Origin of the sequence: Aquitalea aquatilis (assembly GCF_005155025.1) — a bacterium.
Taxonomy (GTDB): Bacteria; Pseudomonadota; Gammaproteobacteria; order Burkholderiales; family Chromobacteriaceae; genus Aquitalea; species Aquitalea aquatilis.
On sequence record NZ_CP039731.1, the window covers coordinates 1,131,199 to 1,155,764 of the forward strand.

Below are 24,566 nucleotides of genomic sequence, written 5' to 3' on the forward strand. Positions count from 1 at the left end.
GCACAAGCAATGATCAAGTGCATCGATGTGTCCGATCTCAAGGTTGGCATGTACATTCACGACCTGAACTGCGACTGGATGTCGCATCCCTTCTTGCTGAAGCGCTTTCTGGTCAACGATGAAAGCGCCATTCACAAGATTGCCGATGCCGGTATCCACGAGGTGTATATCGACACCGACAAGGGCAAGGATGTCGCCCATGCGCCCACGGTCACCGAAGTAAAGCACAAGCTGGAACAGGAAATCATCGAGCTGGCCAGCCGGGAAGTCCCGGTGGAACGCCGGGTGGAAGCGGCGGCGGAATTCGGCCGCGCCCAGCTGATCCACAATGAGGCCAACCTCATCGTGCGCGGCATTCTGCAGGATGTGCGGCTGGGCAAGCAGGTGGAACTGGAAATGGTGGAGCCATCCATCGAAAAGATGACCACGTCCATTCTGCGCAACGGCGGTGCCCTGCTGTCGCTGTGCCGCATCAAGGACAAGGACAACTACACCTTCCAGCACTCGGTCAGCGTCGGCGCGCTGATGGTCAGCTTCTGTAACGCCATGAACATGAGCCGCGAGGTGATCCACCATGCCGGCATTGGCGGCATGCTGCACGATATCGGCAAGATGAAGGTGCCGGACAGCATCCTCAACAAACCGGGCAAGCTGACCGAGCAGGAATTCGCCGTGATGAAATGCCATGTGGTGGAGAGCAAGCAGATTCTGCTGGCCACCAAGGGCATTTCCGATACCGCAGTCAAAGTGGCCGCCCAGCACCACGAGCGCCACGATGGCAGTGGTTATCCGGAAGGGCTGAAGGGTGAGGAAATCTCCCAGCTGGGACAGATGGCAGCCATCGTCGATGTCTACGATGCACTGACCTCCGACCGCTGCTATCACAAGGGCATGGCGCCCACCGATGCCCTGCGCAAGATTTTCGAATGGTCGAAATTCCACTTCAATCCGGTGCTGGTGCAGGCCTTCATGCGCTGTATCGGCATCTATCCCATCGGCACACTGGTACGGCTGGAAAGCGGCCGGCTGGGGGTGGTGATCGAGCAAAACGACAATAATCTGGTTTCGCCCAAGGTGAAGGTATTTTTCAGCAGCAAGAGCAATACCTATATCCCGCCGGAAATCGTCGACCTATCGCGCAGCATGGGGGCTGGTGGCGGCGACAAGATCGTCAGCCACGAATCCCCCAGCAAATGGCGGATGGATCCGCTGCGCTTTCTGTAAACGACAAAGCCCGCCAATGGCGGGCTTTGTCTTGTCTGCGGCAAACCAGCTCAGCTCTGGCGCACCACCATAGCCTGTTCCGGTCCGGGAAAGCCGGCGGCAGCAAGGGTTTCGCGAATCAGCCGGTTGCTATCGAAATACACCTGCCAGTAGTGTTCCGGCTGGCAGCTGGGACGCACCGCCAGTACCGGCCCCAGCGCAGTGAACTCCAGCAGTTCCACGCTGACTGCCGGCTCGGCCAGCACATTGGGAATGGCGGCAATCTTCTCGCGCAGCAGGCTGATGGCCAGGGCATGATCGGCACTGGCTGCCAGCTGGGCTTTCAGATCGACCCGGCGGTGACCGTTGGCGCTGTAGTTCTGGATGTTGTCGGAGAAAATCTTGTTATTGCCGATCAATGTCATCACATTGTCCGGCGTATCAATAATGGTGGAGAACAGCCCCACTTCGCGCACGGTACCGCTGATGCCGGCCACGCTGACCACATCGCCCACCTTGAAGGGGCGCAGCACCACCAGGAAGATGCCGGCGGCAAAGTTGGCCAGCAAGCCGCTCCAAGCCAGACCGATGGCCACGCCGGCTGCACCGATGATGGCGGCAAAGCTGGCGGTTTGCACACCAAAGAAACCCAGCATGGCAATGACCAGCACCACGGTCAGGCTGACGGACAGGAAGGAATGTGCATAGCGGCGCAACGTGGGATCGAGCTTTCTGGCCACCAGCTGCTCTTCCATCAGCCGCCCGGCCAGGGCGATGAACCAGCGCCCCACCACCCACAGCACAATGGCGGAAACGATATTGATACCGGCCTGGATTGCCAGATCCGCCCAGTGCGTCCAATTGATGTCAGTCATGGTAATCCTATTTATTCAGTTGGTAGAAACCATTGAAAAATAGAATGTCCTTGGCAAAAAATCCAGCCAGCACGGTCCTGCCAGCAGCAGGCTCAGCCCAGCAAGCCCTGCAGCTGCTGGCAGGTATCGCCAATACCGGCCTCGATGCGGATATCGAATACCGCGTCCATACGGGTGGGCGTGTAATTGATCAGCGCCGTCGGCACGCCAGCGCGCGCCGCTTCCAGTGGAATCAGGTTGACCGGCGAGACCTCCAGCGAAGAGCCCAGCACCAGCAGCAAGTCCGCCGCCAGCGCCTGCTGGAAGGCCTGTTCGATCAAGGGAACCGGCTCGCCGTACAACACCACGTCCGGCTTCAGCACATCCATGCAGTGGGTACACAGCGGCAGCACATGGTGATTGATATAGTCCAGCCCCTGTTGCCGGCCGCAGGCAGGACAACTGGCGCTGCGCAGCGTGCCATGCAGTTCCAGTACCTGGCGGCTGCCGGCCACGCCATGCAGGCCGTCGATATTCTGCGTCAGCACCGTGACCTGCGTGCCCGCAGCCTCCAGCCCGGCCAAAAAACGATGGCCGGCATTGGGCTGGTAATTACCCAGCAACTTGGTGTGGAACAGCTGCTTGAAGCTATGCCAGAACGCTTCAGGGTCGGCACGGAAATAATCGATGGACACCAGCTCTTCCAGCTGCATGCCCTGCTGCCACAGCCCCTTGGCCGAGCGAAAATCCGGAATGCCCGACTCGGTGCTCATGCCCGCACCACTCAATACCACGATATGACCAGCCTGCCTGATGGCGGCGGCCAGCCGCATAATATCCTGCTGCATCTGCTGTCTCCTGCACCTGCTTTTTATTGTTGCCAAGCTTAGTCGCGTGCCGCTGCCACTGGCAAAAATCCAGTGCAGCAAGCTTGCCCAACATCAAGCCGATGGCGCACCGTTGACGGGTGCCGGATATTTGACGGCATTTTTCTGCAATTTGTCGCAGACAGCGGCATTGATATCCAGCTTCAGCACGCTAGCCAGCCGCACCAGATACAGCAGCACGTCGGCCACTTCTTCCTGCAGATGGGTAAAGCGTGCCGGGTCGTCTGCCAGCCGGGCGACTTCTTCATCGCTCAACCATTGGAAGATTTCCGCCAGCTCGCCCACCTCGCCGGTCAAGGCCAGCATCAGGTTGCGTGGCGTATGAAAGCGCTGCCAGTCGCGTGCATCGGCAAACTGCTGCAAAGCGGCTTCCAGTGCGGTGGTTTCAATCAAGCGCCTATCGCTCATCGCCGTTTCCTCCGGTGTGCGGTTTCACGTGAAACCGCAGGACACATGCAAAACAAAACGCCCGCAAGCGGGCGTCAGGCTATGGACAAGATCAGATGTCTCAGCGCAACAGACCTTCGTCCTGTAGCGCCGCCTGCACTGCCGGCAGCGCCTGCACCCGCGCCATGAAGGCGGAAATGGCCGGGAAATCATCCAGCGAACGGTGCACCATGTTCGCCCAGTTCAGGCAGGTAAACAGGTAGGCATCGGCCACGCTGAAATCCTCGCCCAGCAAATAGCGAGAGCTGGCCAGCTGTGCTTCCACGATGGCAAAGCGCGCGGTGAGCTTGTCCCAGGCGGCGTTTTTCACCTCGTCACTGCCAGGATAAAACAGCGGGGAAAAGCTCTTGTGTACCTCGGTGGCAATGTAGTTGAGCCACTCTTGCAAACGGTAGCGTGCCAGTGTGCCATTGGCAGGGGCCAGCTTGCGCTCCGGCACCAGGTCGGCCAGGTACTGCACGATGGCCACGCCTTCGCTCAGCACCGTGCCATCTTCCAATTGCAGGGCCGGTACATAGTTTTTGGGGTTGATACTGCGGAACTCCACGCCGCTGGCAGTCACATGCGGTTGCACACGCAGATTGACCTTTTCCACGCTGAACGGCAGCCCTGCTGCATGCAGCACGATATGCGGCGACAGGGAGCAGGCTCCCGGCGAGTAGTAGAGTTTCATCACATCTCCTGTGCGGAAAAACAGCGACTGCAGTACCCCGGCACCAGAGCAGCGCCGGATTCATCCTGATTAGCTGGGGCGACACCCTGACAATTTCAAGCCGGCAAGGCCGCTTCAGCCCTGTTTCGGCGAAAACAACCGGGGGCGGCCGTCCTTGCCCGCCACCGTGGATGGGCTGGATGGGCGGGTTGTCATTTCAATGAACAGGGCCTCGACCTGGGCGCGTGCCCAGGGCGTGCGGCGCAGGAATACCAGGCTGGACTTGATGCTGGGGTCCTGGTTGAAACAGCGGATGGCAATGCGCCGGCCCAGCTCGGGCCAGCCAAAACGCTCTACCAGCGCCAGCAGGATCTTTTCCAGCGTCATGCCGTGCAGCGGGTCATTGGGCGGTGTGTCGCTCATGCGAATCATCCTGTTGATAAGCGCCGGGAACACCGCCGCAGGGAAAAACGAGGCAGTGTAGCCCCAGCCCGGACAAACAACCAGCCGTCTGATTACGCGCAACACCGGGCAAGGCATTCATCATTGCTAACATTTGCCTGCCCTCCCGCAATACTTGGCTGACATCTGCAGCAGATACTGCATTCATCCACTTTCACCTGCACAAGGAAAAGCACCATGAAACTGATCAAATCGCTGTTGATTGTCGGCCTGCTGGGTAGCGCGGCTGCCACCACCGTTCACGCCATGGGCAAGGGTGATTGTGCCATGGGCGGCGATGACATGAAGCAACACATGTGGCAGATGGACCCGGCCAAGCGCGAAGCCATGATGGAAAAGCACCTGCAAATGCTGCATGACAAGCTGAAGATCCAGCCGGCGCAAGAGTCGGCCTGGAAAACCTATATTGCCGCCATCAAGCCGCTGCCACCCCAGGCCCAGGCTCCGGTAAAACCGGACGCCAAGCTGCCGGAACAGCTGGATGGCCATCTGAAAATGATGCAGCAGCATCTGGACATGATGCAGAAACACGTTGCCGCGACCAAGGCGCTGTACCAGCAACTGACACCGGAGCAGCAAAAGCAGTTTGATCAGGAAGGCCAGCGCATGCACGCCGGCATGCAACACCGCATGCCCCACCCGCGCCAGGCTTCCGCCCCGCTGCCGAAAAACTGAGCCTGACATCTGCAGCCATCACCCCGCAGCACCACCGGCCATGCCGGTGGCCGTGCGGTGAGAGTAGGAAAGCACCATGAACTCTCTGACACGCTTCGCCGGCCTTGCTGCGCTCGCCGGCACGATGCTGGCGGCTGCCCCTGCCGCTCAGGCACACCGTGGCGTTTACTATGGGCCACCGCATTTTGCACACTGGCACGATGGTTACTGGAACCATGGCTACTACCGTGGCCGGCTGGGCTGGTGGTGGATCTCCGGTGGTGCCTGGTACTGGTATAGCGCTCCGGTCTACCCCTATCCCGACCCCTACCTTCCCCCCGTGGTGGTCAACACGCCAGCCATACCTGAGGTGCCGGCAACGCCGCCACCGCCAGCCGAAGTGGCCAGCCCGGCTCCGGCCCAGGTCTGGTACTACTGCAAGGCGGCCAAGCAGTACTACCCCTATGTCAGTGAATGTCCCGGTGGCTGGAAAACCGTGCCGGCACAGCCACCCCGATAAGCCAGGACGCACCATCATGAACAAACTGTTGTGGTTACCACTGGCTGCCATCGGCCTGAGCGCATGCAGCACCGTACCACTCGGCCCCACCGTGGCGGTGATGCCGGCAGCGGGCAAACCGTTCGAGGTATTTGCCCAGGAAGAACAGCAATGTCGCCAGTATGCTGAAGCCAACAGTGGCGGCAGCAGTGCTGATGCCTCCAGCAATGCCATGGCTGGCAATATGGCACTGGGTACGGTGGTTGGCGCCGCAGCAGGTGCCTTGATGGGCGGCCATCATGGAGCCGGCGTCGGGGCTGGCGTGGGACTGATTGCCGGTACGGCTACCGGCAGCGGCGAGGCGGGCTACAGCGGGCGCGATGCCCAGTACCGCTACAATATTGCCTATGAGCAATGCATGTATGCCAAGGGTAATCAGTTACCTGACCAGCAGCGCTACAGCGCGCCTTACTATCCGCCACCGCGCCTGCCGTAATCCGCTGGCAAATGACAAAGGGGCTGGTCTGAAAGACCAGCCCCTCTTAATGTATGTGACGACCGGGCTCAGCGCATCAGCGGCCAAACCACTTGTCGCCAAAATTCACCAGCAGCACACCCACCACCACCAATGCCGCCCCCGCCAGTCGTGGCAGATTGACCTCGCGCAGCGGCATGGACAGCCAGCCGAAACGGTCGAATAACAGCGACGTGCACACCTGGCCGGCGATGATCAGCGACAGCATGGTTGCCACTCCCAGTCGCGGTGCCAGCAAGGTGGTACCGAACACAAAAAACGCACCCAACAAACCACCCAGAAACATCCACCACTCGCCACGCGCCAGTTGGCTAAGGCCGCTGAACTTCTGCCCGCTGCACACCGCCAGCAGGATCAGGCTGAGGGTTCCCACGGCAAAGGAAATCATTGCCGCCAACACGGTACTGCCATCCAGCAGCAGCTTGAGCTGATTATTGATCGCTGCCTGCAGCGGCACCACCACGCCGATGGCAAAGGCCATCAGGGCAAGAACTGAATTCATCTTTGTCTTTCGCTAGGCATTGTCAGCGGTGGCACTTGCAACCGCTGCCGGCTTCAGCCAGTCAGCTTGACCGCCACCACCGGGCGGGCGGCCTTGGGGTTGCGGGTGTAGGCGCAAAAACCAGGCTTGGGGCCGATCTTGGGGTGGTTGCGGCAGGTGTTAGGGCGCTGCTCATAGATGGTACACAGCCGGGTTTGCTGATCGAGGTAGTGGCAATCACCATTGGCGCGGCGCATCAGGGTAAAGATGCCGTGCTTGAAATTGAAATGCTGGATCACCCGCTGCTTTTCCAGCCGCTTGGCGATGTTCTTGATCGGCTCTTCCAGCTCGAACTCGTCCACCACCCCCATGCGCACCAGATCGGGCAGGCGTACTTCCACCGGCATGGAACAGCAGCTGCCCATGCAGTCGCTGCACAGGCCGTTCTTGTATTTGATCCAGGTTTCCAGTCGTTCGATATCCGCCATCATTGCTGCCTTATTGCGGACGTTGCTTGAAGAAAGTCATCGGCGCGGTGTAGGGAATCTCGCTGGGCGCCGGTGCTTTCAGGATGTGCTTTTTCATCTTGCCCATCACATGCATTTCACAGGGGCGGCATTCAAACTTGAGGGTGTAGGTTTCGTTGCCGGACTTGAGCGTCATCGGTTCGGCGCGCACCTGGCCCATCACCCCCTTCACGCCCTTGGCCTGCTTGGGACACAGGTTGTAGGAAAAGCGCAGGCAGTGCTTGGTAATCATCAGGCTGACTTCACCCTCTTCCTGATGCGCTTCATAAGCGGCCTCGATCACCTCCACCCCGTGCTTGCGATAGAACTGCCAGGCCAGCTGGTTGTAGACATTGGCCAGATAGCTCAGCGTCTTTTCCGGATATGCCACTGGCGGCTCCACGGCAGCCTTGCGCTGCGGCCTTAGCCAACCGGCCAGCCGGGCCTGTTCCAGCTGTTCGATGGCCTCGCGGCGCAGAGCGTTGATGGCGGATGCCGGCACAAACCACGGCTGGCTCAGCTGCAAGCTCACGTCGTGGGCGACAAACATGGTATTGCCCAGCTTGGCCAGGCTGTCACGCAGGCCCGCCTCGGCCTTGGCGGCATCCTTGGCCGGCTCCAGCGCCAGTTGAGCGACCGTGGTGGCGCTACAACCATCCTCATCGCTCACCGTCAGTTGCAGGCCATCAGCCTGTTCGCTCAGCGTCAGCCATACACCAATCTTGCGTTCGGCCGACTTTTTCAGCAGCGCCAGCTCCCAAGCGTGGTCGCGGTTACGACACAGGTCGGTGCCAGGTTTCAGGCCTTGCAGCAAAACCGGATCGTTAGGCTGGCAGCGCCACAGCAGATGGCCGCCGGGCACATGGCCGATCTGCTTGACGGTGTTGAGCTGCATGCCGACGACTTCACGCTTTTTCATGAAGTTGATGCCGTCGCCATTGCTCATGGTTTCCGGGGTGGCAATCTCCAGCCAGTCCGGCCCTACCTTGTGCACCACGCCCAGCCCCACACCAACAAACTTGGGCGAATCGAAAGCGCCAATGTCGATCTTGCGACCGGTGGCAAAGTAATCGGTGCTGCCACGGTGGAAGGTCTTGTCCGGGTCCGGTGCAAAGAATATTTCGCAGCTGCCGCTGGAGGCCGCTGCCAGTTCCGGACGACGCTCGATGATTTCGTCCAGCAGCAGGCGATAGTGAGCGGTGATGTTTTTCACATAGCTCACATCCTTGTAGCGCCCCTCGATCTTGAGCGAACGCACGCCGGCGTCCAGCAGCGCTTCCAGGTTATTGCTCTGGTTATTGTCCTTCATCGACAGCAAATGCTTGTCGAAGGCCACCACGCCACCGTCCTTGTCGGTCAGGGTATAGGGCAGACGACAGGCCTGTGAGCAATCGCCACGGTTGGCGCTGCGGCCGGTATCGGCATGGCTGATGAAGCACTGGCCAGAGAAGGCCACGCACAAGGCACCATGAATGAAATATTCGATGGTGGCCGCATCGCCCACGCGGGCGGCAATGCGCTTGATCTCGGGAATGGTCAGCTCGCGTGCCAGCACCAGTTGCGACAGGCCGGCATCGGCCAGAAAGCGCGCCTTGTCGGCATCGCGGATATCACACTGGGTGGAGGCATGGAGTTCGATGGGCGGCAAATCCATCTGCAAAATACCCATGTCCTGCACGATCAGCGCATCCACGCCGGCGTCGTACAGCTGCCAGATCAGCTTGCGTGCGGCTTCCAGCTCGGCGTCATGCAGGATGGTATTGAGCGTGGCAAAGATGCGCGCATGGTAGCGGTGGGCAAACTGGGTCAGGCTGGCGATGTCTTCGAGGCTGTTGCTGGCATTGTGCCGCGCACCAAAGCTGGGGCCGCCGATATACACCGCATCCGCACCATGCAGGATGGCTTCACGGCCGATCTCGGCGGTTTTGGCGGGCGATAACAGCTCGATCTGGTGCGACAACAGACTCATGACGATTCCTGACTTGAAAAAAGGGCTTTCCCGCTGGTGGGCAGTACGACGGGAAGGGGCGGAATTATAACGTAATCAGTGGCTTATAGATAGCCGCCACATAAAACCCCGCGCCATCGGGCTACGCTGTCAGCCATCCGTTTTCCCTGACCTCAGTGGACCGCCCCTGCGCACGCCGCGCATGACAAAAAACACGGGCAGTTGCCCAAAGCACTGCCCGTGTTTACGCATGCCTGCCTGAGACTATTTCTGGCTCAGCAACACCGCCAGTTCATCCACCGCCTCGGCCCATTCCGCGTCACAGGCCAGCGCCTGACGCAGAAAGTCTGCCTGAGAGACACTCCAGAACGGCGCATCGGCCAGCGCCTGTTCCGGCTCCAGCCAGTGACGTGCCAGAAACACTTTTATTGCCGTGACATCATTGTCCAGACCAAGCTGGGCAAACAGCTGCTCCAGCTGATGCTTGCCAGTATCCATCGTTATTTTTCCTCTTGCTCCTGATGCAGTACTGCAGGATGGCGCGGAACGGAACACAGCGCAATCGACAAGCGCAGTGGCTTTGCTATAGTCATCTGTCCTGTCTCATGTCTGCCCACACCATGACCCAGCATCTCAGCCTGCAACAAGCCCGCCTGCTGCATCTGGCCGCTCAGGGACTACTGGCTCCGCCACGGCGCAAGGCGGGCCCGGCCGACGTGATGACCGCCATTCGCCGCATGGCGCTGTTGCAGATCGACACCATCAGCGTGGTGGCGCGCAGCCCCTATCTGGTGTTGTACAGCCGGCTGGGCCATTACGACCCGGCCTGGCTGGATGCTGCGCTCGCCAGTGGCCAGCTGTTCGAATACTGGGCACACGAAGCCTGCTTCGTGCCGCAGGAAGACTACCGCCTGCTGCGCCATCGCATGCTGGACCCGGCCCAGATGGGCTGGAAATACCCGCAACGCTGGCTGGAACAACACCAGGATGCGGTCAACACAATACTGGAACATGTCAGGCAACACGGCCCGGTACGCTCGGCGGATTTCAAGCGCAGCGCCGGCAAGGGTGACGGCTGGTGGGACTGGAAGCCGGAAAAGCGCCATCTGGAAGTGCTGTTCACCCTGGGCCAGCTGATGGTGAAGGAGCGGCGCAGCTTTCAACGCGTCTACGATGTGGCCGAAAGAGTCAGGCCGGATTGGGACGACGCACGCGATCTGCCCAGCCTGGAAGCAGCGCAGCGCGATATGGTGCGCCACAGCTGCCGTGCGCTGGGCGTGGTCAAGGCCGGCTGGGTGGCCGATTACTACCGGCTGCGCCGGGGCAAGTACGATGCTTTGCTACACCAGCTGGCCGATGCCGGCGAGCTGATTCCGGCCCGGATCGAGGGCTGGCAGCATGATGTGTTTGTCCATCACAGCCTGCAGGCAGAATTGGTGCTGGCTGCCGAAGACAAGCTCAAATCCGGCCACAGCACCGCCCTGTCGCCCTTCGACCCGGTGGTATGGGACCGCAAGCGTGCCAGCGAACTGTTCGGCTTTGATTACCGCATCGAATGCTACACCCCGGCCGCCAAGCGCCAGTTCGGCTATTTCGTGCTGCCGCTGCTCAGCCGTGGCCGGCTGGTAGGGCGCATGGACGCCAAAGCCCATCGCCAGCAGGGTGTTTTTGAAATCAAGGCGCTGTATCTGGAAGCAGGCATTCAGCCCACTCAGCAGCTGTGCCGCGATCTGGCCGCCATGTTGGGCAAACTGGCCGCCTGGCATGGCACGCCGCGTATTCAGCTGCAGCAGGGTCCCGCCGCACTGGCGGCCGCCCTTCAGGCAGCTGAGAACCAGCTGACAAGATAGCTTGGCCACTTTGAACAAGGAGGCGCAAGGCAGCTGCAGGGGTTTTGTTGACGGCGCTTAACCCAGCAACACTTCGCTGTACTGGATCTGCGGCGTGATATCGGTGTAATTGGCGATATCACCCTGCAGCTCTTCCGCTATCGGCATGAACGCCGCCAAAAATGTCTCGACCGACTCAAACTGCAGCTGGCACTGCGCGGTGAACTGCGGCATGGTGCCCGGCTGGCTGCCGCTGATGCCCTTCTCCACCCGCATGTCGAGCAAGGCCGGAGCCAGCAGTTTGCTGGCCAGCGGCATGTGCTGTTGCAGGTAGTAGTCGAAATCGAAACGGGCAGTAGCGCTATACGGATAGAGAATGCTGACGTTGATCATGACCATATCCTTGGTGGTGAGGGCATCAGCATAATCGCATCGCCGCCCGCACTCCAGCTTCAAGCGACCTGCTTGCGGTACTGGATAAAGCCCAGATTGTCTGCCAGCCGGTCGTACAGCTGGCGCGCCGGGGCGTTGCTTTCATGGGTGAGCCAGTACACCCGGCTACAGCCGGCTGTCTTGGCATAGGCATACACCTGCTCGATCAAGGCCCGCCCGGCACCGGTACCGCGTATTTCCGGTTGCACGAACAGATCCTGCAGATAACAGTAATTGCCCGGCGTCCAGCTGCTGCGATGCAACACCGTATGTACCAGCCCCACCGCCTGCTCACCCTGCCAGGCCAGCCAGGCCTGCATCGGCTCGGCCGGGTCGAGAAAACGCTGCCAGGTGATGGCGGTATCCGCCTCGCTCTGGCTGCTGTGATAGAAATCCAGATAGCCCTGCCACAAGGGCAGCCAGGCGGCAAAATCAGTGGCGGCAAGCGGGCGGATGGATACGGCGTGGCTCATGGCGTTCTCCTGTGGATAAGCCCTCATGCTGCCCGGCTTATGGCCCCATGGGCAGAGCCAATGCCAGTCAACACAATGGAACCACTATCAGCAAAGTCCCAGGCTTTACCCACAGGAGTATTGCAACAGCAAACTTATCCACAAGAGAAGCCGCAACCATCCCCAGCCTCAGTGGCATGCCGGGACAGAAATCTTCTCACCGTCCACATCGATAAATGGACCACGACGATCAGCAATCAAGAAATAGATCATGCCGCCAAGCCCGGCCGCCATGAACCAGGAAAAGTCTCTGAACACAGCAAACAAGGGCAAGAAGGTGAGCCCAAGAGCCAGCCCGCCAGAGATCATCAGCGCAATGATCGCCCTGGGATTACTGCCTGCCATATAGTGGTATTCGCTCTGTGCATCATCTGAATACAAGGCAGGTATATTGATTTTCTGCTTTCTGATTATCCAGTAATCAATCATGATGATGCCGAATAGTGGCCCCAGCAATGCTCCTAATCCCCCCAGAAAAATCGGAATGACCAGGGGTGAGTTATAAAGATTCCATGGCAGGATAAGCAGCCCAATCAAAGCAGATAAAATGGCAGCTTTGCGAAAATTCATGTACTTCGGCATCAGGTTTGTCAATGCATAGGTTGGTGCCACAAAATTGGCCATCAAATTCACACCGACTGTCAGTATCAGTAGCGAAAGCGTGGCAAGCACCAACAAAAAGGTATTCGGAATCATCGCGACAATATCTGCCGGCGACGCAATGATATGGCCATCAATATGGTATTGCCCACCAGTAAGCACCACGACAATTCCACCAAAAAGCAACATATTGATTGGAATACCCCAGAAATTTCCCCAGAAAATGGAATTCCTGGATTGCGCAGCTCGAGTGAAGTCGCAGAAATTAAGAATGAAAGTACCGTAAACACTTACCCACAGGGCCGCAGCACCAAGAATTTTTATCCACATGTCAGTGCCACTCAGTGCATGACTCATTTCCCAGGCAATGGAAAACTTGGCACGCACCAGAATCCAGCCTGCGAGCGCGCTAAAAGTCATCAAGATCACAGGCCCGGCAATGGCTTCATACTTGCGAATCATTTCCATGCCATAGCTGACAATTACCAGCTGTATGGCCCACAGTAGCAGGAAAGTAGCCCAACCCAATGAAGACAGCCCAAGCAGGTTATCTGTCTGAAAAGACTTAAGTGCCGGGTAAATGGCAATCAGTGCCAATTGTAAGACAAGAGATGCCAGGTAAGTCTGAATACCAAACCATGCAATGGCAACGGCCCCACGCAATAAGGCAGGAATCTGCGCACCACGCGTGCCAAAAGCAATACGGCTCATCACAGGAAAGGGAATACCTGTCTTTTCACCCATATACCCGGACAGGTTAAGCAGCAAGAACAGGAATACTGCTCCAAATCCAAAGGCCAATAATATCTGCCAGCCACCCAGACCCAATGAAAACAGGCCAATTGCGAATGCATAATTCCCCAGGTTATGCACATCATTGGCCCATAGTGCAAAAATACTGTAAGCACTCCATTGCCTGCCATTTTTATTTGTTGGTGCTAAATCAGCATTATAAAGCCGTGAACTCAGCCCAGATTGGCCATCTAAATAATTGGTAACTGGCTGATCAGCAGGTGTTGCTGCCGGCAAATTGCCAGAATCTTCAATATAATCGGTTTGCCGCATGCTATTTTCTCCCTGTCCGGATGTAAATAAACCGTTGCAACAAGAGATACCGGAAAATAAATTACGCATGACCTGCAATGACTGCCCACTCGCTTCCTATCAGGATAATCAGCTTTATACTGCAAGACAGCATTGATCTCTCCGCAACAACTGTTCTGGTGCAGGCGGATGATGGCATTAAATGGCAATAATATGTCCTGAACTTATTGCCGGAATAAATAACTGAATTCCACAATCATCAATATCTGCATGCATAATCCAAAACAATGTTGCAGACCCAAAAAAACCGCCTGCACAAAAGTGACAGACGGTTTTGACTTCAGCTTCAGTTAGATCAGATCTTGTCGTACAGCTTGGCTCCGCCCTTCACAAACTCCACCGACTTCACTTCCATGCCCTTCTGCAGCGCCGCTTCCTCGCTGATGCCCTGCTTGGCGGCGAATTCGCGTACGTCCTGGGTGATCTTCATCGAGCAGAAATGCGGGCCGCACATGGAACAGAAGTGCGCCACCTTGGCGCTGTCCTTGGGCAGGGTTTCGTCATGGAAGCTGCGCGCCTTGTCCGGATCCAGACCCAGATTGAACTGGTCTTCCCAGCGGAATTCGAAACGCGCCTTGGACAGCGCGTTATCGCGGATCTGCGCACCAGGGTGACCCTTGGCCAGATCGGCCGCATGGGCGGCCAGCTTGTAGGTGATGATGCCTTCCTTGACGTCGTCCTTGTTGGGCAGGCCCAGGTGTTCCTTCTGGGTGACGTAGCACAGCATGGCCGTGCCATACCAGCCGATCTGGGCAGCGCCGATGGCCGAGGTGATGTGGTCGTAGCCCGGTGCGATGTCGGTGGTGAGCGGGCCCAGGGTGTAGAACGGCGCTTCGTGGCACCACTCCAGTTCCTTGTCCATATTCTCCTTGATCAGCTGCATCGGCACATGGCCGGGGCCTTCGATCATCACCTGCACATCGTGCTGCCAGGCAATCTGCGTCAGCTCGCCCAGGGTTTTCAGTTCGCCCAGCTGGGCGGCATCGTTGGCATCCCACACGCTGCCCGGACGCAGACCATCACCCAGGCTGAAGGCCACGTCGTAAGCCTTCATGATTTCGCAGATGTCCTCGAAATGGGTGTAGAGGAAGTTTTCCTGATGGTGGGCCAGACACCACTTGGCCATGATGGAACCACCACGCGACACGATGCCGGTCATGCGGTTGGCGGTCAGCGGCACATAGCGCAGCAGCACACCAGCGTGGATGGTGAAGTAGTCCACGCCCTGCTCGGCCTGCTCGATCAGCGTGTCCTTGAAGATTTCCCAGCTCAGGTCTTCGGCCTTGCCGTTGACCTTTTCCAGCGCCTGATAGATGGGCACGGTGCCGATGGGTACCGGCGAATTGCGCAAAATCCACTCGCGGGTTTCATGGATGTTCTTGCCGGTGGACAGGTCCATGATGGTGTCGGCACCCCAGCGGATGCCCCAGGTCATCTTGTCCACTTCTTCGGAAATCGACGACGTTACCGCACTATTGCCGATATTGCCGTTGATCTTCACCAGGAAGTTGCGGCCGATGATCATCGGCTCGGATTCCGGATGGTTGATGTTGTTGGGAATGATGGCGCGGCCGCAGGCCACTTCCTGGCGCACGAATTCCGGGGTGATTTCCTCCGGCAGCGCCGCACCATAACTGTGACCGGCATGCTGGCGGGTCATCAGCTCCAGCAGCTTGGTGTTCTTGCCACCGGCAGCCTGCAGGCTCCCGATATAGGCCTTGCGGTTCAGGCTTTCGCGGATGGCGACATATTCCATTTCCGGCGTGATGATGCCCTGGCGCGCATAGTGCATCTGGCTGACATTCTGGCCCGGCCGCGCACGGCGCGGTTTGCGCTTCAGGTTGAAACGCAGCTCGTCCAGTTTGCTGTCCGCTTCACGGGCGCGGCCGTATTCGCTGGACAGGCCGGCAAGCTGTTCGGTATCGCCACGTTCGGCAATCCAGGCAGCGCGCAAAGCCGGCAGGCCGCTCTGGATATCGATGCTGGCTGCCGGGTCGGAATAGATGCCGCTGGTGTCGTAAACATAGATGGGCGGGTTGGCTTCACCACCAAACTGGGTGGGGGTCGCGCTCTGGCTGATTTCACGCATCGGCACGCGAATATCCGGGCGGCTGCCTTCAACATAGATCTTGCGGGAATTGGGCAGGGGCTGGATGGCGGCAGTATCGACCACCATCTGTTCATTCAGTTTTGCGGGCGCGTTCATCGGGTTTCCTCCATGCGATGAAACGGCGCAAGGAGCGGAATTCCGGCGAACCGGGCTGCAAGGGAAGGGGGTGGGACCATGCAGATTGCGCTTCCCTACGCCGGGATTAACCGGGTCAGGTTCCAAGGGTATTTCTCACCCGTGCAACATGAAGCGGATAACATCCCCATCCAGTCTGGATAAGGACACCACAGCTTGCCGCACAGGACCCCTAGCGATGCTGTGAAGGTAAGGTAAATGTGGGATAATCGCAAGTTATCGTCATGACACGCTGCCTATTGAAGTCAGGTTTTCCGCAATGCGGCACACCCGCTTTGGCAGCCAGCCTTCGGAGTAAGCTGATGGATTTTGAAAATGCCCGTTTCAACATGGTCGAGCAGCAGATTCGTCCGTGGGACGTACTTGACCCGAAAATTCTGGACCTGCTGTTTCACGTGAAACGCGAAGACTTCGTTGCTGACGACAAGCGCCAGCTGGCCTTTGTCGACACCGAACTGCCGCTGCCGCACGGTGGCAAGATGCTGCAGCCCAAGCTGGAAGCCCGTCTGGCGCAGGACGTCGCTGTCGAGGCACAAGACAAGGTACTGGAAATCGGTACTGGTGCTGGCTATCTGACCGCCTTGCTGGCCAAGCTGGGCCGCCATGTATATAGCGTTGAGATTAATGCCGCCACGCGCGAAACCGCAGCTGCCAACCTGAAAAAAGCCGGTATCGGCAATGTCACCCTGGTGGAAGGCAATGGTCTGGACGGCCTGCAGCAGCAAGCTCCGTTCGATGTCATCGTGGTGGGTGGTTCGCTGCCGGTGGTGCCGGAAAGCCTGAAATCCCAGCTGGCCGTAGGTGGCCGCATGATCGTGGTGGTGGGTGACCTGCCGGTGATGAGCTGCAAGCTGATCAAGCGCGTGGGCGAATCATCCTTCAGCGAAACCAATCTGTTTGAAACCTGTATTTCCCGTCTGGCCAAGGCAGAAGCCATCGAGCCGGAACGCTTCGTTTTCTGATGCTCAGGGAAATCACTGCCAGCGATCTGGCGGCATGGCTGGCCGATACCGGCAAGGAACAGCCGCTGCTGCTGGACGTAAGGGAAGATTGGGAAGTTCAGCTGGCCAGCATTGCCGGTTCGCTGCACATTCCGATGAACCTGATTCCGCTGCGCATGAGCGAGCTGCCGGATGACCGGACCATCGTCACCGTCTGCCATCATGGTGTACGCAGCTATCAGGTTGGCCTGTACCTGGCCAATGCCGGTTTCGAACAGGTGCTGAGCCTGCGTGGTGGTGTGGAAGCCTGGGCCTGTGATGTAGATCCGGCCATGGCCCATTATTGAGATCAGCAGCCCCTCCCTGCCGCCAAGCCGTACCCTGACAAGGCCATTCCCTCGCGGAATGGCTTTTGTTTTGCAACTTGTCCCTGCTGCTTTCGTCCAAAAATGCAGCAAAACCAACCCGATACGGTATCTGTCTTGAGCCTTAGTCAACTCCAATACCTTGCTCCTGCCCTGGCCCCGGTGCATCCGGCCTGGGAGGATGTACTGAAATTACCTGCCGTCTTTGCCCGTCTGGTACAGATCGATCAGCAGCTGGGCCAGCAAGCCGCCCAAGGCAAAACCCTGTTTCCGCCACGCGCCGACATCTTCAGTGCCCTGCGCACCATGGCACCCGCCGACATCAAGGTGGTGATCCTGGGCCAGGACCCGTATCACGGTCAGGGCGAAGCCATGGGCTTGTCTTTCTCTGTACCTCCGGGCGTGCGTATCCCGCCCAGCCTGCGCAATATCTACAAGGAACTGGTAGCTGACCTGGGCGGTGGCATGCCAGCCAGCGGCGATCTTTCGCACTGGGCCGAACAGGGCGTGCTGCTGCTGAACAGCGTGCTGACGGTGGAAATGGACAAGGCCGGCAGTCATGGCAAGCTGGGCTGGCAACAGGTCAGCGACGCGCTGATTGATGCCGTCAACCAGAAAAATCCCGGCTGCGTCTTCCTGCTGTGGGGCAACTGGGCACAGACCAAGGCCGAGCGCATCGACACCAGCCGTCACCTGGTGCTGACTGCCGCCCATCCCTCCCCCCTGTCAGCCAGCCGCGGCTTTCACGGCTGCCGCCATTTTTCCCAGGTGAATGCCTGGTTGGCCGCACATGGCCGCGGCACCATCCACTGGATGCCGGCCGCCAGCCAGAACAGCCTGTTCTGAGCTGTAGCAAAACCGGGGTTGCTGCGGCAGCCCCGGCCGGCAAAACCCTGCTTTTCAGCACAGCCGCATTGCCCTAAGCTAACAGGGGTTATCTTCCCGCCTCTCCCGCATCGTGGATATTTTCTTTCTGCTAGTTCTAATTATTCTGAATGGCGTCTTTGCCATGTCGGAAATTGCCATCGTGTCTTCACGCAAGATACGGCTGCAACAATGGGCTGAAGAAGGCCGTCGTGGCGCACGCTCTGCCCTGCGGCTGGCGGAAGAACCCACCCGCTTCCTGTCCACCGTACAGATCGGCATCACCAGCATCAGCATTTTTTCCGGGGTGTATGGCGAAGCCGCCTTGTCCGATCATCTGCGCGACTGGCTGGAGCTGAACCTGCCGCAACTGCATGCCTATAACAAACCCTTGTCCGTTGCGCTGATGGTGGCAGCCATCACCATGTTGTCGCTGATCTTCGGCGAACTGGTGCCCAAACGGCTGGCCATGCTCAATCCGGAAGGCATCGCCAGTACCCTGGCACCGCCCATGTTGCTGCTGTCACGTGCTGCGGCACCGCTGGTACGCATGCTGTCGCGCCTGACCGATACCCTGTTGCGGCTGATTGGTGCGCGCAAGAGCAGCGAGCCATCGATTACCGAAGAAGAAATCCGCGTGCTGATGGAACAGGGTGCGGATGAAGGCGTGTTCGACCGTGCCGAACAGGAACTGGTGGAAAACATTTTCCGGCTGGATGACCGCAAGGTGGCGGCAGTGATGACCCCGCGCAAGGACATCATTTCGATTGATATCGAAGACCAGCAGCACGACAACCGGCAGTTGCTGATCTCGCACGGCTACAGCCGTTTTCCGGTGTGCAAGGGTGGCATGGAGCATGTGCTGGGCATTCTGGACACCAAGCGCATGCTGGACCGGGTGCTGGCCGGCCAGAGCGTGGATTTCATCGCCGACCTGGAGATCCCGCTATACATCCCGGCCACGGTCAGCCTGATGCAGCTGATGGAACAGTTCAAGCTGGCGCGCACCCATCTGGCGCTGGTGGTGGACGAGTATGGAGAACTGGAAGGCCTGGTGACCATGAACGACGTGCTGGAAACCGTGGTGGGCGACCTGCCGTCCACTCACGCCATCGGTGAAGAAGACGACATCGTACGGCGCGAGGATGGCAGCTATCTGCTGGATGGCATGGTGACGCTGGATGCCTTCCGCCAGTATTTCGATGTCGATTCCGCATTGCCGGGTGAAGACACCGGCAATATCCACACCCTGGGCGGCGTGATGATGTATCAGCTGGGCCGGGTACCGGCGGTAACCGACCGTTTCGACTGGCAGGGCTTCAGCTTCGAAGTGGTGGACATGGACAAGACCCGGGTGGACAAGATCATGCTGTGCCGGCTGCCCTCCAGCCGGCTCGAGCATAACGACAACTAAGAGCGGTTAACCGCCTCCTGGCCCTACCCTTGTACTGTCTGCGGCAGCGCACCTTGCCCCAGGTACCTTACGCAATGTTTTAGCCGCGCTAAGCCAGCCCTTGCGTCAGCTGTCCAGCGCCTGCTGCTGGCGCTGGCGATAGCGTTCGGTCCAGACAAACAGCAGCGGATTGATCAGGATGGACAGAATGGCACCGGCCAGAATCAGCGAATGGCAGTGCTCGCCCATCAGGCCCAAGGTAATGCCCAAGCCGGCCAGAATGAAGGAAAATTCGCCGATCTGCGCCAAACTGGCGGCAATGGTCAGCGCAGTGGCCGGGCTGCGGCCAAACAGGCGCACAATGCCATAAGCCCCCAGCGACTTGCCCACCACGATGATCAACAACGTGCCCAGCACTTCCCAGAAGTTATGCAACAAGACCGAGGGATTGAGCAGCATGCCGACCGACACGAAAAACAGCACGGAAAAGGCATCACGCAGCGGCAGCGATTCTTCCGCCGCGCGGTGGCTGAGCGGTGACTCGGCCAGCACCATGCCGGCAAAGAAGGCCCCCAGCGCAAACGACACATCAAACAGCAAGGACGCCCCGTAAGCCACCCCCAGCGCCGTGGACAGCACCGCCAGCCGGAACAGCTCGCGGCTGCCGGTATACACGATGCGCTCCAGCATCCACGGAATGAACCTGCGGCCAAACACCAGCATCAGCGCCACAAAAGCCGCCACCTTGCCCAGCGTCAGCACGATGGTCCATAGCACCGCGCTACCGCTGATGGCGGTGGCTGCGCCCTTGCCACCCAGCACCCCGGCAAAGATGGGCAGCAACACCAGGGTCAGCACCATCACCAGGTCTTCCACCACCAGCCAGCCGATGGCGATCTTGCCATCATCAGTCTGTTCCAGATTCTTTTCCTGCAAGGCCTTGAGCAAGACCACGGTACTGGCGGTGGACAAGGCCAGCCCGAACACCACGCCCTCGCCCAGCGGCCAGCCCAAGAGCTGCGACATGCCCATCCCCAGCACCGTGGCCAGCAGAATCTGGCCGATGGCCCCCGGCAAGGCAATGGCCTTGACCGACAGCAAATCGCGTACCGAAAAATGCAGGCCAACGCCGAACATCAGCAGGATGACACCCATCTCCGCCAGTTGCGGTGCAATCTGGCCGTCGGCGGTAAAACCGGGCGTAAACGGACCGGCCACGATGCCGGCACACAGATAGCCGATCAGCGGCGGCAGGCGCAGGCGAAAAGCCAGCGTTCCCAGGATGAAAGCAAACACCAGACTGCCGACAATGGTGGCAATCAGGGGCGAATGATGAAGCATGGCGCAGCCCTCCGGCAAAGTCTTGATGCAATGACTGATAGTAAAAAAGTCGATGTAGTTCCGCTTAATATTGAGTTTTTCATTAAAAAACACAAATAATTAATAATGCATAAAAATGCACAGCTGCCGGCAAGCCTGCCACCGCAAATTCAGACATGAATTCATCAGCTTGAACACAACGGCGGGCAATCCACTGCACCAGGCGCGGCAGGCTGCAAAAAAATATGCCAAGCAACATGACCGCAGCTCATGCTGAATGGCATGCGCACGGCACTGCCTGCGGAATGTATGGCTACGCGGTTTGCAGGAGCGCAAGCACGGCGTATTCTCTGCCGACAGCGGCAGCTGCCCGCGGAAAATGGTTTCCATGCAGCCGGAATCAAGCCTCATCACCCTGCCCCTGGAGTCGCCATGGCCCGTGCTTTTTCCCTGTTGCCCATCCTGCTGCTCGCTCAGCCCTGTCTGGCCGAGGAAGCGGTGCGCAGCATGACACTCAGCCTGGCTGGCACGGTCTACCAGACCAGCGCCGGCAGCGGGTCCCGCCTGCAGCCGAATATCGATCTGCGCCACGATACGCCCTATGGCAGCCTGTTCTTGCAGCAGGGCGAGGCCGGTGTCGGCCTGCCGGCTCCGGGTGGCTGGGTATCGCTGGCGGCCGCCAATGAAAGCCAGTGGGAACTGGGGGCCAATTCCAGCCACTGGATGGGTGTGGCGCGCTACGGGCTGGATCTGCCGCAGGATGGTTCACTCTCCATCGGCTATGCCGACCGGCTGGGCCATGCCAGCCCCGGCAGCCTGTTGCTGCTCAATCTGGACATCACCCTGGGCCATTGGCAGAACCAGCGCATCAGCCTGCTGGGCTGGGGCAGCCTGGCCGATAAACAGCGCGCCAGCAGTCTGGGACATCAGGCCAATGACAGCGGACGGCATCTTGAGCAAAGCAATCTGCTGCTGATGCTCAACCACCCCTTCAACCCGCGCTGGTCAGTGGATGTCGGTGCTGGTTCACGCTGGATGGCCGATCAGCAATCCCAGCACACGGCCGGCTGGCAGGCGGTGTTCAGTCTCAATGCCAAACTGTACTGAGAGCCCTCGGCCACTACAGACGCCGGCCGCACACGCTAGTACGGCGCGAACCACTCCAGCGCCGTTCGCTATCCGGATAACTGCCCAGCTCGGCCAAACCCGCCTTGCGCATCATCCCGGCCGAGCCGGCATTTTCCTGATGGCGGTCGGCACACAGCCAGCCACAGCCCTGTTCACGCAAGGCCGCACACACCGCCAGCAATAGCCGGCTGCCCAGGCCCTGCCCGGCACAGTCGCGGCTGATCACCGCCTCGATCAAAAAAGCCGCCTGCGCTGGCGCGATATCGGCCGGGCGGTACTGCGGATAAGGGTCGTCGCAGACAAACAGCATGGCACCCACCAGCTTGCCCTGCTGTTCTGCCAGCAAGCCCTGCACATGGCCTGCCGCCAATTGCTGCAGCGTCGCAGCCACGCCATCAGCCGGCAAATAATTCCAGTCATTCGGCCCGTCGTTCAGTATCAGTTGCTGGAGCGCGGCCACATCCGCGCCAAGTGCCGGGCGTATCTGCATATCAGTACCTGTCATCCGCGATTGAAAAAACCGAGCTGGCCAGAACAGGCCCGTAAACCGCCCGCCACGCTGCGCCAGCCATCCTGACCAACCGGTATGGCAAAAACGCGCCAGCAGCGCGCCACGCCGCCTCTATGCGGCAGCAAGTGGCCAGATCATGGCCTTTAGCACTGGTGATAGCCGCGATACCAGTCAACAAAGGCCTGCATGCCGGTCTGCAATGGTGTGTCCGGGGAAAAGCCCACGGCAGCGCGCAGCCGGCTGGTATCGGCATAGGTCACCGGCACATCGCCATCCTGCATCGGGTAGTACTCCTTCACCGCTTCACGACCGCAGGCAGCTTCGATGCTGTGGATGAAATCCATAAGCGCCACCGGATTGTGATTGCCGATATTGAACAGGGCATAGGGCGGCTGGCCCTTGCCTGCCCTTGGCACATGCTGCATCACCCGCACCACGCCTTCGACAATATCGTCGATGTAGGTGAAATCGCGTTGCATCTGGCCGTGGTTGAACACCTTGATCGGCCGGCCTTGCAAGATGGCCTCGGTAAACAGCCACGGAGCCATGTCCGGTCGGCCCCACGGGCCATACACGGTGAAAAAGCGCAGGCCGGTACAAGGCAGGTCATACAGGTGGGCATAGCTGTGCGCCATCACCTCGTTGGCTTTCTTGGTGGCGGCATAAAAGCTCACCGGCGCATCCACCCGGTCGTCCTCGGCAAACGGCACCTTGGCATTCTGGCCGTACACGCTGCTGGAGCTGGCATACACCAGGTGCTTCACCGCGTGACGACGGCAGGCTTCCAGCACATTGGTCATGCCCAAGAGATTGCTCTGGGCGTAGACATGCGGATTGTCGATGGAATAGCGCACGCCGGCCTGCGCTGCCAGATGAATCACGTAATCGAAGCTTTCCGCCACACACAGCGCGTTCAGCGCCGTCCAGTCAGCCAGGTCCAGTTGCACGAAGCGAAAGCCGTCACGGCCCTCCAGCGTGGCAAGGCGGGCCTGTTTCAGGCTCACCGGGTAGTAATCATTCAGATTATCCACCCCCACGACCTCGATTCCCGCTTGTTGCAACAGGCGTTCGGCCACGGCTCTTCCAATGAAACCGGCCACACCGGTCAGCAGAATCTTCATTTCCTGTTTCCCTGCCTTCCCAAACGATACAGCTCGTTGAGCTTGGCGTATTTGATATAGCTGTTGAAGCAGCCAATGCTGATGTGGACAAGACCGGGCAAACCGTCCTGAAAACCACGTCGCACCAGGTAAAACTTGGCAAAGCGCAGCAGCGGACTGAACACCAGCTTGGCCCATCCCGCCTTTTTCCCGCGTTTATACAGCAATTCGGCTTGCAGGCTGGTGTAGCGGTTCTGCTTGCTCAGATACAGCGCAATGTCCTCACCCGACTCGTGCATCAGGTCGCCGGAGAGTTTTTCCACAGGGCTGTCGGTCTGCACGTACTCGTGTACCAGGTCGTCCGACCAGCGTGCCTGGCGCCGATCAAACAAGCGCAGGCTCCAGTCCGGATAGCCTTCGCCATGCTTGAGAAAACGACCCATGAAACGGTTGCTGCGGGCAAAACGGTAAGCAGCTGCCTGTGGATTGTTCAGTATCTGTTTGATTTGCAATACCAATTCTGGCGATGGCCATTCGTCTGCATCCAGACACAACACCCAGTCATGACTGGCGGCAGCGACAGCAAATTGCTTCTGCGGACCGAATCCCAGCCAGTCCTGGTGGATAACTTTTGCCTTATAGGCAGAAGCTATCGCCACGGTTTCATCCGTACTTCCCGAATCCACCACCACGATTTCATCAGCCCACTGAATGCTCGCCAGTGTTTTTTCCAGCTGCAGAGCGGCATTTTTGGTGATGAGCACAACGCTGAGCGGTTCTCGCATCTTTTCTTGTTATTCCCATATGTATATGGAAGAAACTAGTAGAAGAGGCCCACTTGTTGTGGATAAGTCCTTATTTACCAGTTTATTCAATGATTTATTGCAGATTGAAAGTTGTTGGTCAGCGCATGACTGAAGACATGATCCTTTGTGGATAACTTTGGCAGTGTGCTGCAGACCGGGTTTATCCACATGCTGTCAGTGACTTGACCAAGCCGGTCTGTGAATACGCATTTCTGTCGTGTCCTGATTAGTTATCTTAAGCCCAATTTTATTATGAAGAGACTAATGAGAGCAGCGCTTTTCTGTTGA

28 protein-coding genes and 1 riboswitch are annotated in these 24,566 nt (G+C 58.7%); of the genes, 10 read left to right on the forward strand and 18 right to left on the reverse strand.

The window, feature by feature from the left end:
• Positions 1 to 9: 9 nt before the first annotated feature.
• The gene (locus FAZ30_RS05130) at positions 10 to 1,224 is read left to right on the forward strand and encodes a cyclic di-GMP phosphodiesterase (protein WP_137008958.1); all 1,215 of its coding nucleotides are present in this window, start codon (positions 10 to 12) and stop codon (positions 1,222 to 1,224) included.
• A gap of 50 nt (positions 1,225 to 1,274) precedes the next feature.
• On the opposite strand, the gene FAZ30_RS05135 is transcribed toward FAZ30_RS05130, so the two are convergent.
• The 5 genes from FAZ30_RS05135 to FAZ30_RS05155 all read right to left on the reverse strand — a co-directional run bounded on the left by FAZ30_RS05135 (position 1,275) and on the right by FAZ30_RS05155 (position 4,466).
• Positions 1,275 to 2,078: a mechanosensitive ion channel family protein gene (locus tag FAZ30_RS05135; protein ID WP_124641752.1), complete on the reverse strand. Its 804-nt coding sequence runs from the start codon at positions 2,076 to 2,078 to the stop codon at positions 1,275 to 1,277.
• Positions 2,079 to 2,170: 92 nt separating this feature from the next.
• Positions 2,171 to 2,905 (reverse strand): NAD-dependent protein deacylase, encoded by a 735-nt coding sequence (locus tag FAZ30_RS05140; RefSeq protein WP_124641754.1) that lies wholly within the window; start codon positions 2,903 to 2,905, stop codon positions 2,171 to 2,173.
• Positions 2,906 to 2,998: 93 nt separating this feature from the next.
• On the reverse strand, positions 2,999 to 3,352 hold the full coding sequence (locus FAZ30_RS05145) for a nucleotide pyrophosphohydrolase (RefSeq protein WP_124641756.1): 354 nt from the start codon (positions 3,350 to 3,352) through the stop codon (positions 2,999 to 3,001).
• Between the two features lie 100 nt (positions 3,353 to 3,452).
• On the reverse strand, positions 3,453 to 4,064 hold the full coding sequence (gene gstA, locus FAZ30_RS05150) for a glutathione transferase GstA (protein ID WP_124641758.1): 612 nt from the start codon (positions 4,062 to 4,064) through the stop codon (positions 3,453 to 3,455).
• A gap of 114 nt (positions 4,065 to 4,178) precedes the next feature.
• Positions 4,179 to 4,466 carry a VF530 family protein gene (locus FAZ30_RS05155; protein ID WP_124641760.1) on the reverse strand — a complete coding sequence of 96 codons (288 nt, stop codon included), beginning with the start codon at positions 4,464 to 4,466 and terminating at the stop codon, positions 4,179 to 4,181.
• A gap of 216 nt (positions 4,467 to 4,682) precedes the next feature.
• Between FAZ30_RS05155 and FAZ30_RS05160 the strand changes: the two genes are divergently transcribed.
• From FAZ30_RS05160 to FAZ30_RS05170, 3 genes are all read left to right on the forward strand, one after another.
• Positions 4,683 to 5,180, forward strand: a complete 498-nt coding sequence (locus tag FAZ30_RS05160; RefSeq protein ID WP_137008960.1) for a Spy/CpxP family protein refolding chaperone — start codon at positions 4,683 to 4,685, stop codon at positions 5,178 to 5,180.
• A gap of 76 nt (positions 5,181 to 5,256) precedes the next feature.
• On the forward strand, positions 5,257 to 5,679 hold the full coding sequence (locus tag FAZ30_RS05165; RefSeq protein WP_124641764.1) for a hypothetical protein: 423 nt from the start codon (positions 5,257 to 5,259) through the stop codon (positions 5,677 to 5,679).
• A 16-nt stretch (positions 5,680 to 5,695) separates the two neighbouring features.
• Positions 5,696 to 6,154, forward strand: a complete 459-nt coding sequence (locus FAZ30_RS05170; protein WP_124641766.1) for a glycine zipper family protein — start codon at positions 5,696 to 5,698, stop codon at positions 6,152 to 6,154.
• A 76-nt stretch (positions 6,155 to 6,230) separates the two neighbouring features.
• Here the strand turns inward: FAZ30_RS05170 and FAZ30_RS05175 are convergent, their stop codons facing one another.
• From FAZ30_RS05175 to FAZ30_RS05190, 4 genes are all read right to left on the reverse strand, one after another.
• Positions 6,231 to 6,695, reverse strand: a complete 465-nt coding sequence (locus tag FAZ30_RS05175; RefSeq protein ID WP_124641768.1) for a DMT family transporter — start codon at positions 6,693 to 6,695, stop codon at positions 6,231 to 6,233.
• A gap of 53 nt (positions 6,696 to 6,748) precedes the next feature.
• Entirely contained in the window at positions 6,749 to 7,165 is a 417-nt protein-coding gene (locus tag FAZ30_RS05180; RefSeq protein ID WP_199730952.1) for a YkgJ family cysteine cluster protein, read from the reverse strand.
• A gap of 7 nt (positions 7,166 to 7,172) precedes the next feature.
• The gene (locus tag FAZ30_RS05185; protein ID WP_137008962.1) at positions 7,173 to 9,149 is read right to left on the reverse strand and encodes a peptidase U32 family protein; all 1,977 of its coding nucleotides are present in this window, start codon (positions 9,147 to 9,149) and stop codon (positions 7,173 to 7,175) included.
• A gap of 243 nt (positions 9,150 to 9,392) precedes the next feature.
• Positions 9,393 to 9,626, reverse strand: coding sequence for a DUF2789 domain-containing protein (locus FAZ30_RS05190; RefSeq protein ID WP_124641772.1), 234 nt, complete (start codon positions 9,624 to 9,626; stop codon positions 9,393 to 9,395).
• A gap of 107 nt (positions 9,627 to 9,733) precedes the next feature.
• Here FAZ30_RS05190 and FAZ30_RS05195 point away from each other — a divergent pair, with 107 nt between their 5' ends.
• The gene (locus FAZ30_RS05195) at positions 9,734 to 10,978 is read left to right on the forward strand and encodes a winged helix-turn-helix domain-containing protein (protein WP_233578315.1); all 1,245 of its coding nucleotides are present in this window, start codon (positions 9,734 to 9,736) and stop codon (positions 10,976 to 10,978) included.
• A 57-nt stretch (positions 10,979 to 11,035) separates the two neighbouring features.
• Here the strand turns inward: FAZ30_RS05195 and FAZ30_RS05200 are convergent, their stop codons facing one another.
• The 4 genes from FAZ30_RS05200 to thiC form a co-directional block, all read right to left on the reverse strand.
• Entirely contained in the window at positions 11,036 to 11,350 is a 315-nt protein-coding gene (locus tag FAZ30_RS05200; protein WP_124641774.1) for an EthD family reductase, read from the reverse strand.
• 59 nt (positions 11,351 to 11,409) lie between these two features.
• Positions 11,410 to 11,862 carry a GNAT family N-acetyltransferase gene (locus FAZ30_RS05205; protein ID WP_124641776.1) on the reverse strand — a complete coding sequence of 151 codons (453 nt, stop codon included), beginning with the start codon at positions 11,860 to 11,862 and terminating at the stop codon, positions 11,410 to 11,412.
• Between the two features lie 168 nt (positions 11,863 to 12,030).
• On the reverse strand, positions 12,031 to 13,566 hold the full coding sequence (locus tag FAZ30_RS05210; protein WP_137008964.1) for an NCS1 family nucleobase:cation symporter-1: 1,536 nt from the start codon (positions 13,564 to 13,566) through the stop codon (positions 12,031 to 12,033).
• 334 nt (positions 13,567 to 13,900) lie between these two features.
• Positions 13,901 to 15,811 carry a phosphomethylpyrimidine synthase ThiC gene (gene thiC, locus FAZ30_RS05215; protein ID WP_124641780.1) on the reverse strand — a complete coding sequence of 637 codons (1,911 nt, stop codon included), beginning with the start codon at positions 15,809 to 15,811 and terminating at the stop codon, positions 13,901 to 13,903.
• Positions 15,812 to 15,886: 75 nt separating this feature from the next.
• Positions 15,887 to 16,034, reverse strand: a riboswitch (TPP riboswitch).
• Between the two features lie 118 nt (positions 16,035 to 16,152).
• On the opposite strand from thiC, the gene FAZ30_RS05220 reads away from it, so the two are divergent.
• The 4 genes from FAZ30_RS05220 to FAZ30_RS05235 all read left to right on the forward strand — a co-directional run bounded on the left by FAZ30_RS05220 (position 16,153) and on the right by FAZ30_RS05235 (position 19,434).
• Entirely contained in the window at positions 16,153 to 16,812 is a 660-nt protein-coding gene (locus FAZ30_RS05220; protein ID WP_124641782.1) for a protein-L-isoaspartate O-methyltransferase family protein, read from the forward strand.
• Complete coding sequence (locus FAZ30_RS05225) at positions 16,809 to 17,138, forward strand: rhodanese-like domain-containing protein (protein WP_199730959.1); 330 nt, start codon at positions 16,809 to 16,811, stop codon at positions 17,136 to 17,138. Before FAZ30_RS05220 ends, FAZ30_RS05225 begins: the two co-directional genes overlap by 4 nt.
• A 135-nt stretch (positions 17,139 to 17,273) precedes the next feature.
• Positions 17,274 to 18,002 (forward strand): uracil-DNA glycosylase, encoded by a 729-nt coding sequence (ung, locus tag FAZ30_RS05230; RefSeq protein WP_233578318.1) that lies wholly within the window; start codon positions 17,274 to 17,276, stop codon positions 18,000 to 18,002.
• 112 nt (positions 18,003 to 18,114) lie between these two features.
• Entirely contained in the window at positions 18,115 to 19,434 is a 1,320-nt protein-coding gene (locus tag FAZ30_RS05235; protein WP_199730953.1) for a hemolysin family protein, read from the forward strand.
• Positions 19,435 to 19,539: 105 nt separating this feature from the next.
• On the opposite strand, the gene FAZ30_RS05240 is transcribed toward FAZ30_RS05235, so the two are convergent.
• The gene (locus FAZ30_RS05240; protein ID WP_137008966.1) at positions 19,540 to 20,754 is read right to left on the reverse strand and encodes a cation:proton antiporter domain-containing protein; all 1,215 of its coding nucleotides are present in this window, start codon (positions 20,752 to 20,754) and stop codon (positions 19,540 to 19,542) included.
• Between the two features lie 82 nt (positions 20,755 to 20,836).
• Positions 20,837 to 20,992, reverse strand: coding sequence for a hypothetical protein (locus tag FAZ30_RS20370; protein WP_158613544.1), 156 nt, complete (start codon positions 20,990 to 20,992; stop codon positions 20,837 to 20,839).
• Between the two features lie 173 nt (positions 20,993 to 21,165).
• Here FAZ30_RS20370 and FAZ30_RS05245 point away from each other — a divergent pair, with 173 nt between their 5' ends.
• Positions 21,166 to 21,840: a hypothetical protein gene (locus tag FAZ30_RS05245; protein ID WP_124641792.1), complete on the forward strand. Its 675-nt coding sequence runs from the start codon at positions 21,166 to 21,168 to the stop codon at positions 21,838 to 21,840.
• A 13-nt stretch (positions 21,841 to 21,853) separates the two neighbouring features.
• On the opposite strand, the gene FAZ30_RS05250 is transcribed toward FAZ30_RS05245, so the two are convergent.
• The 3 genes from FAZ30_RS05250 to FAZ30_RS05260 all read right to left on the reverse strand — a co-directional run bounded on the left by FAZ30_RS05250 (position 21,854) and on the right by FAZ30_RS05260 (position 24,257).
• A complete protein-coding gene (locus FAZ30_RS05250; RefSeq protein WP_124641794.1) occupies positions 21,854 to 22,351 on the reverse strand; it encodes a GNAT family N-acetyltransferase in 498 nt (165 codons plus the stop codon).
• Between the two features lie 164 nt (positions 22,352 to 22,515).
• Complete coding sequence (locus FAZ30_RS05255) at positions 22,516 to 23,493, reverse strand: NAD-dependent epimerase (protein WP_124641796.1); 978 nt, start codon at positions 23,491 to 23,493, stop codon at positions 22,516 to 22,518.
• Positions 23,490 to 24,257 (reverse strand): glycosyltransferase family 2 protein, encoded by a 768-nt coding sequence (locus FAZ30_RS05260; RefSeq protein WP_124641798.1) that lies wholly within the window; start codon positions 24,255 to 24,257, stop codon positions 23,490 to 23,492. The genes FAZ30_RS05255 and FAZ30_RS05260 overlap by 4 nt, the downstream gene beginning before the upstream one ends.
• Positions 24,258 to 24,566 lie beyond the last annotated feature (309 nt).

Coding starts and splice junctions, on each gene's coding strand:
- FAZ30_RS05250 (WP_124641794.1), bottom strand. CDS start 22,351: ATGCAGATACGCCCGGCACTTGGCGCGGATGTGGCCGCGCTCCAGCAA.
- FAZ30_RS05155 (WP_124641760.1), bottom strand. CDS start 4,466: ATGAGCGACACACCGCCCAATGACCCGCTGCACGGCATGACGCTGGAA.
- FAZ30_RS20370 (WP_158613544.1), bottom strand. CDS start 20,992: ATGTTGCTTGGCATATTTTTTTGCAGCCTGCCGCGCCTGGTGCAGTGG.
- FAZ30_RS05240 (WP_137008966.1), bottom strand. CDS start 20,754: ATGCTTCATCATTCGCCCCTGATTGCCACCATTGTCGGCAGTCTGGTG.
- FAZ30_RS05210 (WP_137008964.1), bottom strand. CDS start 13,566: ATGCGGCAAACCGATTATATTGAAGATTCTGGCAATTTGCCGGCAGCA.
- FAZ30_RS05200 (WP_124641774.1), bottom strand. CDS start 11,350: ATGATCAACGTCAGCATTCTCTATCCGTATAGCGCTACTGCCCGTTTC.
- FAZ30_RS05245 (WP_124641792.1), top strand. CDS start 21,166: ATGGCCCGTGCTTTTTCCCTGTTGCCCATCCTGCTGCTCGCTCAGCCC.
- FAZ30_RS05220 (WP_124641782.1), top strand. CDS start 16,153: ATGGATTTTGAAAATGCCCGTTTCAACATGGTCGAGCAGCAGATTCGT.
- FAZ30_RS05130 (WP_137008958.1), top strand. CDS start 10: ATGATCAAGTGCATCGATGTGTCCGATCTCAAGGTTGGCATGTACATT.
- FAZ30_RS05195 (WP_233578315.1), top strand. CDS start 9,734: ATGTCTGCCCACACCATGACCCAGCATCTCAGCCTGCAACAAGCCCGC.
- FAZ30_RS05140 (WP_124641754.1), bottom strand. CDS start 2,905: ATGCAGCAGGATATTATGCGGCTGGCCGCCGCCATCAGGCAGGCTGGT.
- FAZ30_RS05260 (WP_124641798.1), bottom strand. CDS start 24,257: ATGCGAGAACCGCTCAGCGTTGTGCTCATCACCAAAAATGCCGCTCTG.
- FAZ30_RS05145 (WP_124641756.1), bottom strand. CDS start 3,352: ATGAGCGATAGGCGCTTGATTGAAACCACCGCACTGGAAGCCGCTTTG.
- FAZ30_RS05135 (WP_124641752.1), bottom strand. CDS start 2,078: ATGACTGACATCAATTGGACGCACTGGGCGGATCTGGCAATCCAGGCC.
- FAZ30_RS05165 (WP_124641764.1), top strand. CDS start 5,257: ATGAACTCTCTGACACGCTTCGCCGGCCTTGCTGCGCTCGCCGGCACG.
- FAZ30_RS05180 (WP_199730952.1), bottom strand. CDS start 7,165: ATGATGGCGGATATCGAACGACTGGAAACCTGGATCAAATACAAGAAC.
- FAZ30_RS05190 (WP_124641772.1), bottom strand. CDS start 9,626: ATGGATACTGGCAAGCATCAGCTGGAGCAGCTGTTTGCCCAGCTTGGT.
- FAZ30_RS05185 (WP_137008962.1), bottom strand. CDS start 9,149: ATGAGTCTGTTGTCGCACCAGATCGAGCTGTTATCGCCCGCCAAAACC.
- FAZ30_RS05175 (WP_124641768.1), bottom strand. CDS start 6,695: ATGAATTCAGTTCTTGCCCTGATGGCCTTTGCCATCGGCGTGGTGGTG.
- FAZ30_RS05255 (WP_124641796.1), bottom strand. CDS start 23,493: ATGAAGATTCTGCTGACCGGTGTGGCCGGTTTCATTGGAAGAGCCGTG.
- FAZ30_RS05170 (WP_124641766.1), top strand. CDS start 5,696: ATGAACAAACTGTTGTGGTTACCACTGGCTGCCATCGGCCTGAGCGCA.
- thiC (WP_124641780.1), bottom strand. CDS start 15,811: ATGAACGCGCCCGCAAAACTGAATGAACAGATGGTGGTCGATACTGCC.
- FAZ30_RS05205 (WP_124641776.1), bottom strand. CDS start 11,862: ATGAGCCACGCCGTATCCATCCGCCCGCTTGCCGCCACTGATTTTGCC.
- FAZ30_RS05160 (WP_137008960.1), top strand. CDS start 4,683: ATGAAACTGATCAAATCGCTGTTGATTGTCGGCCTGCTGGGTAGCGCG.
- gstA (WP_124641758.1), bottom strand. CDS start 4,064: ATGAAACTCTACTACTCGCCGGGAGCCTGCTCCCTGTCGCCGCATATC.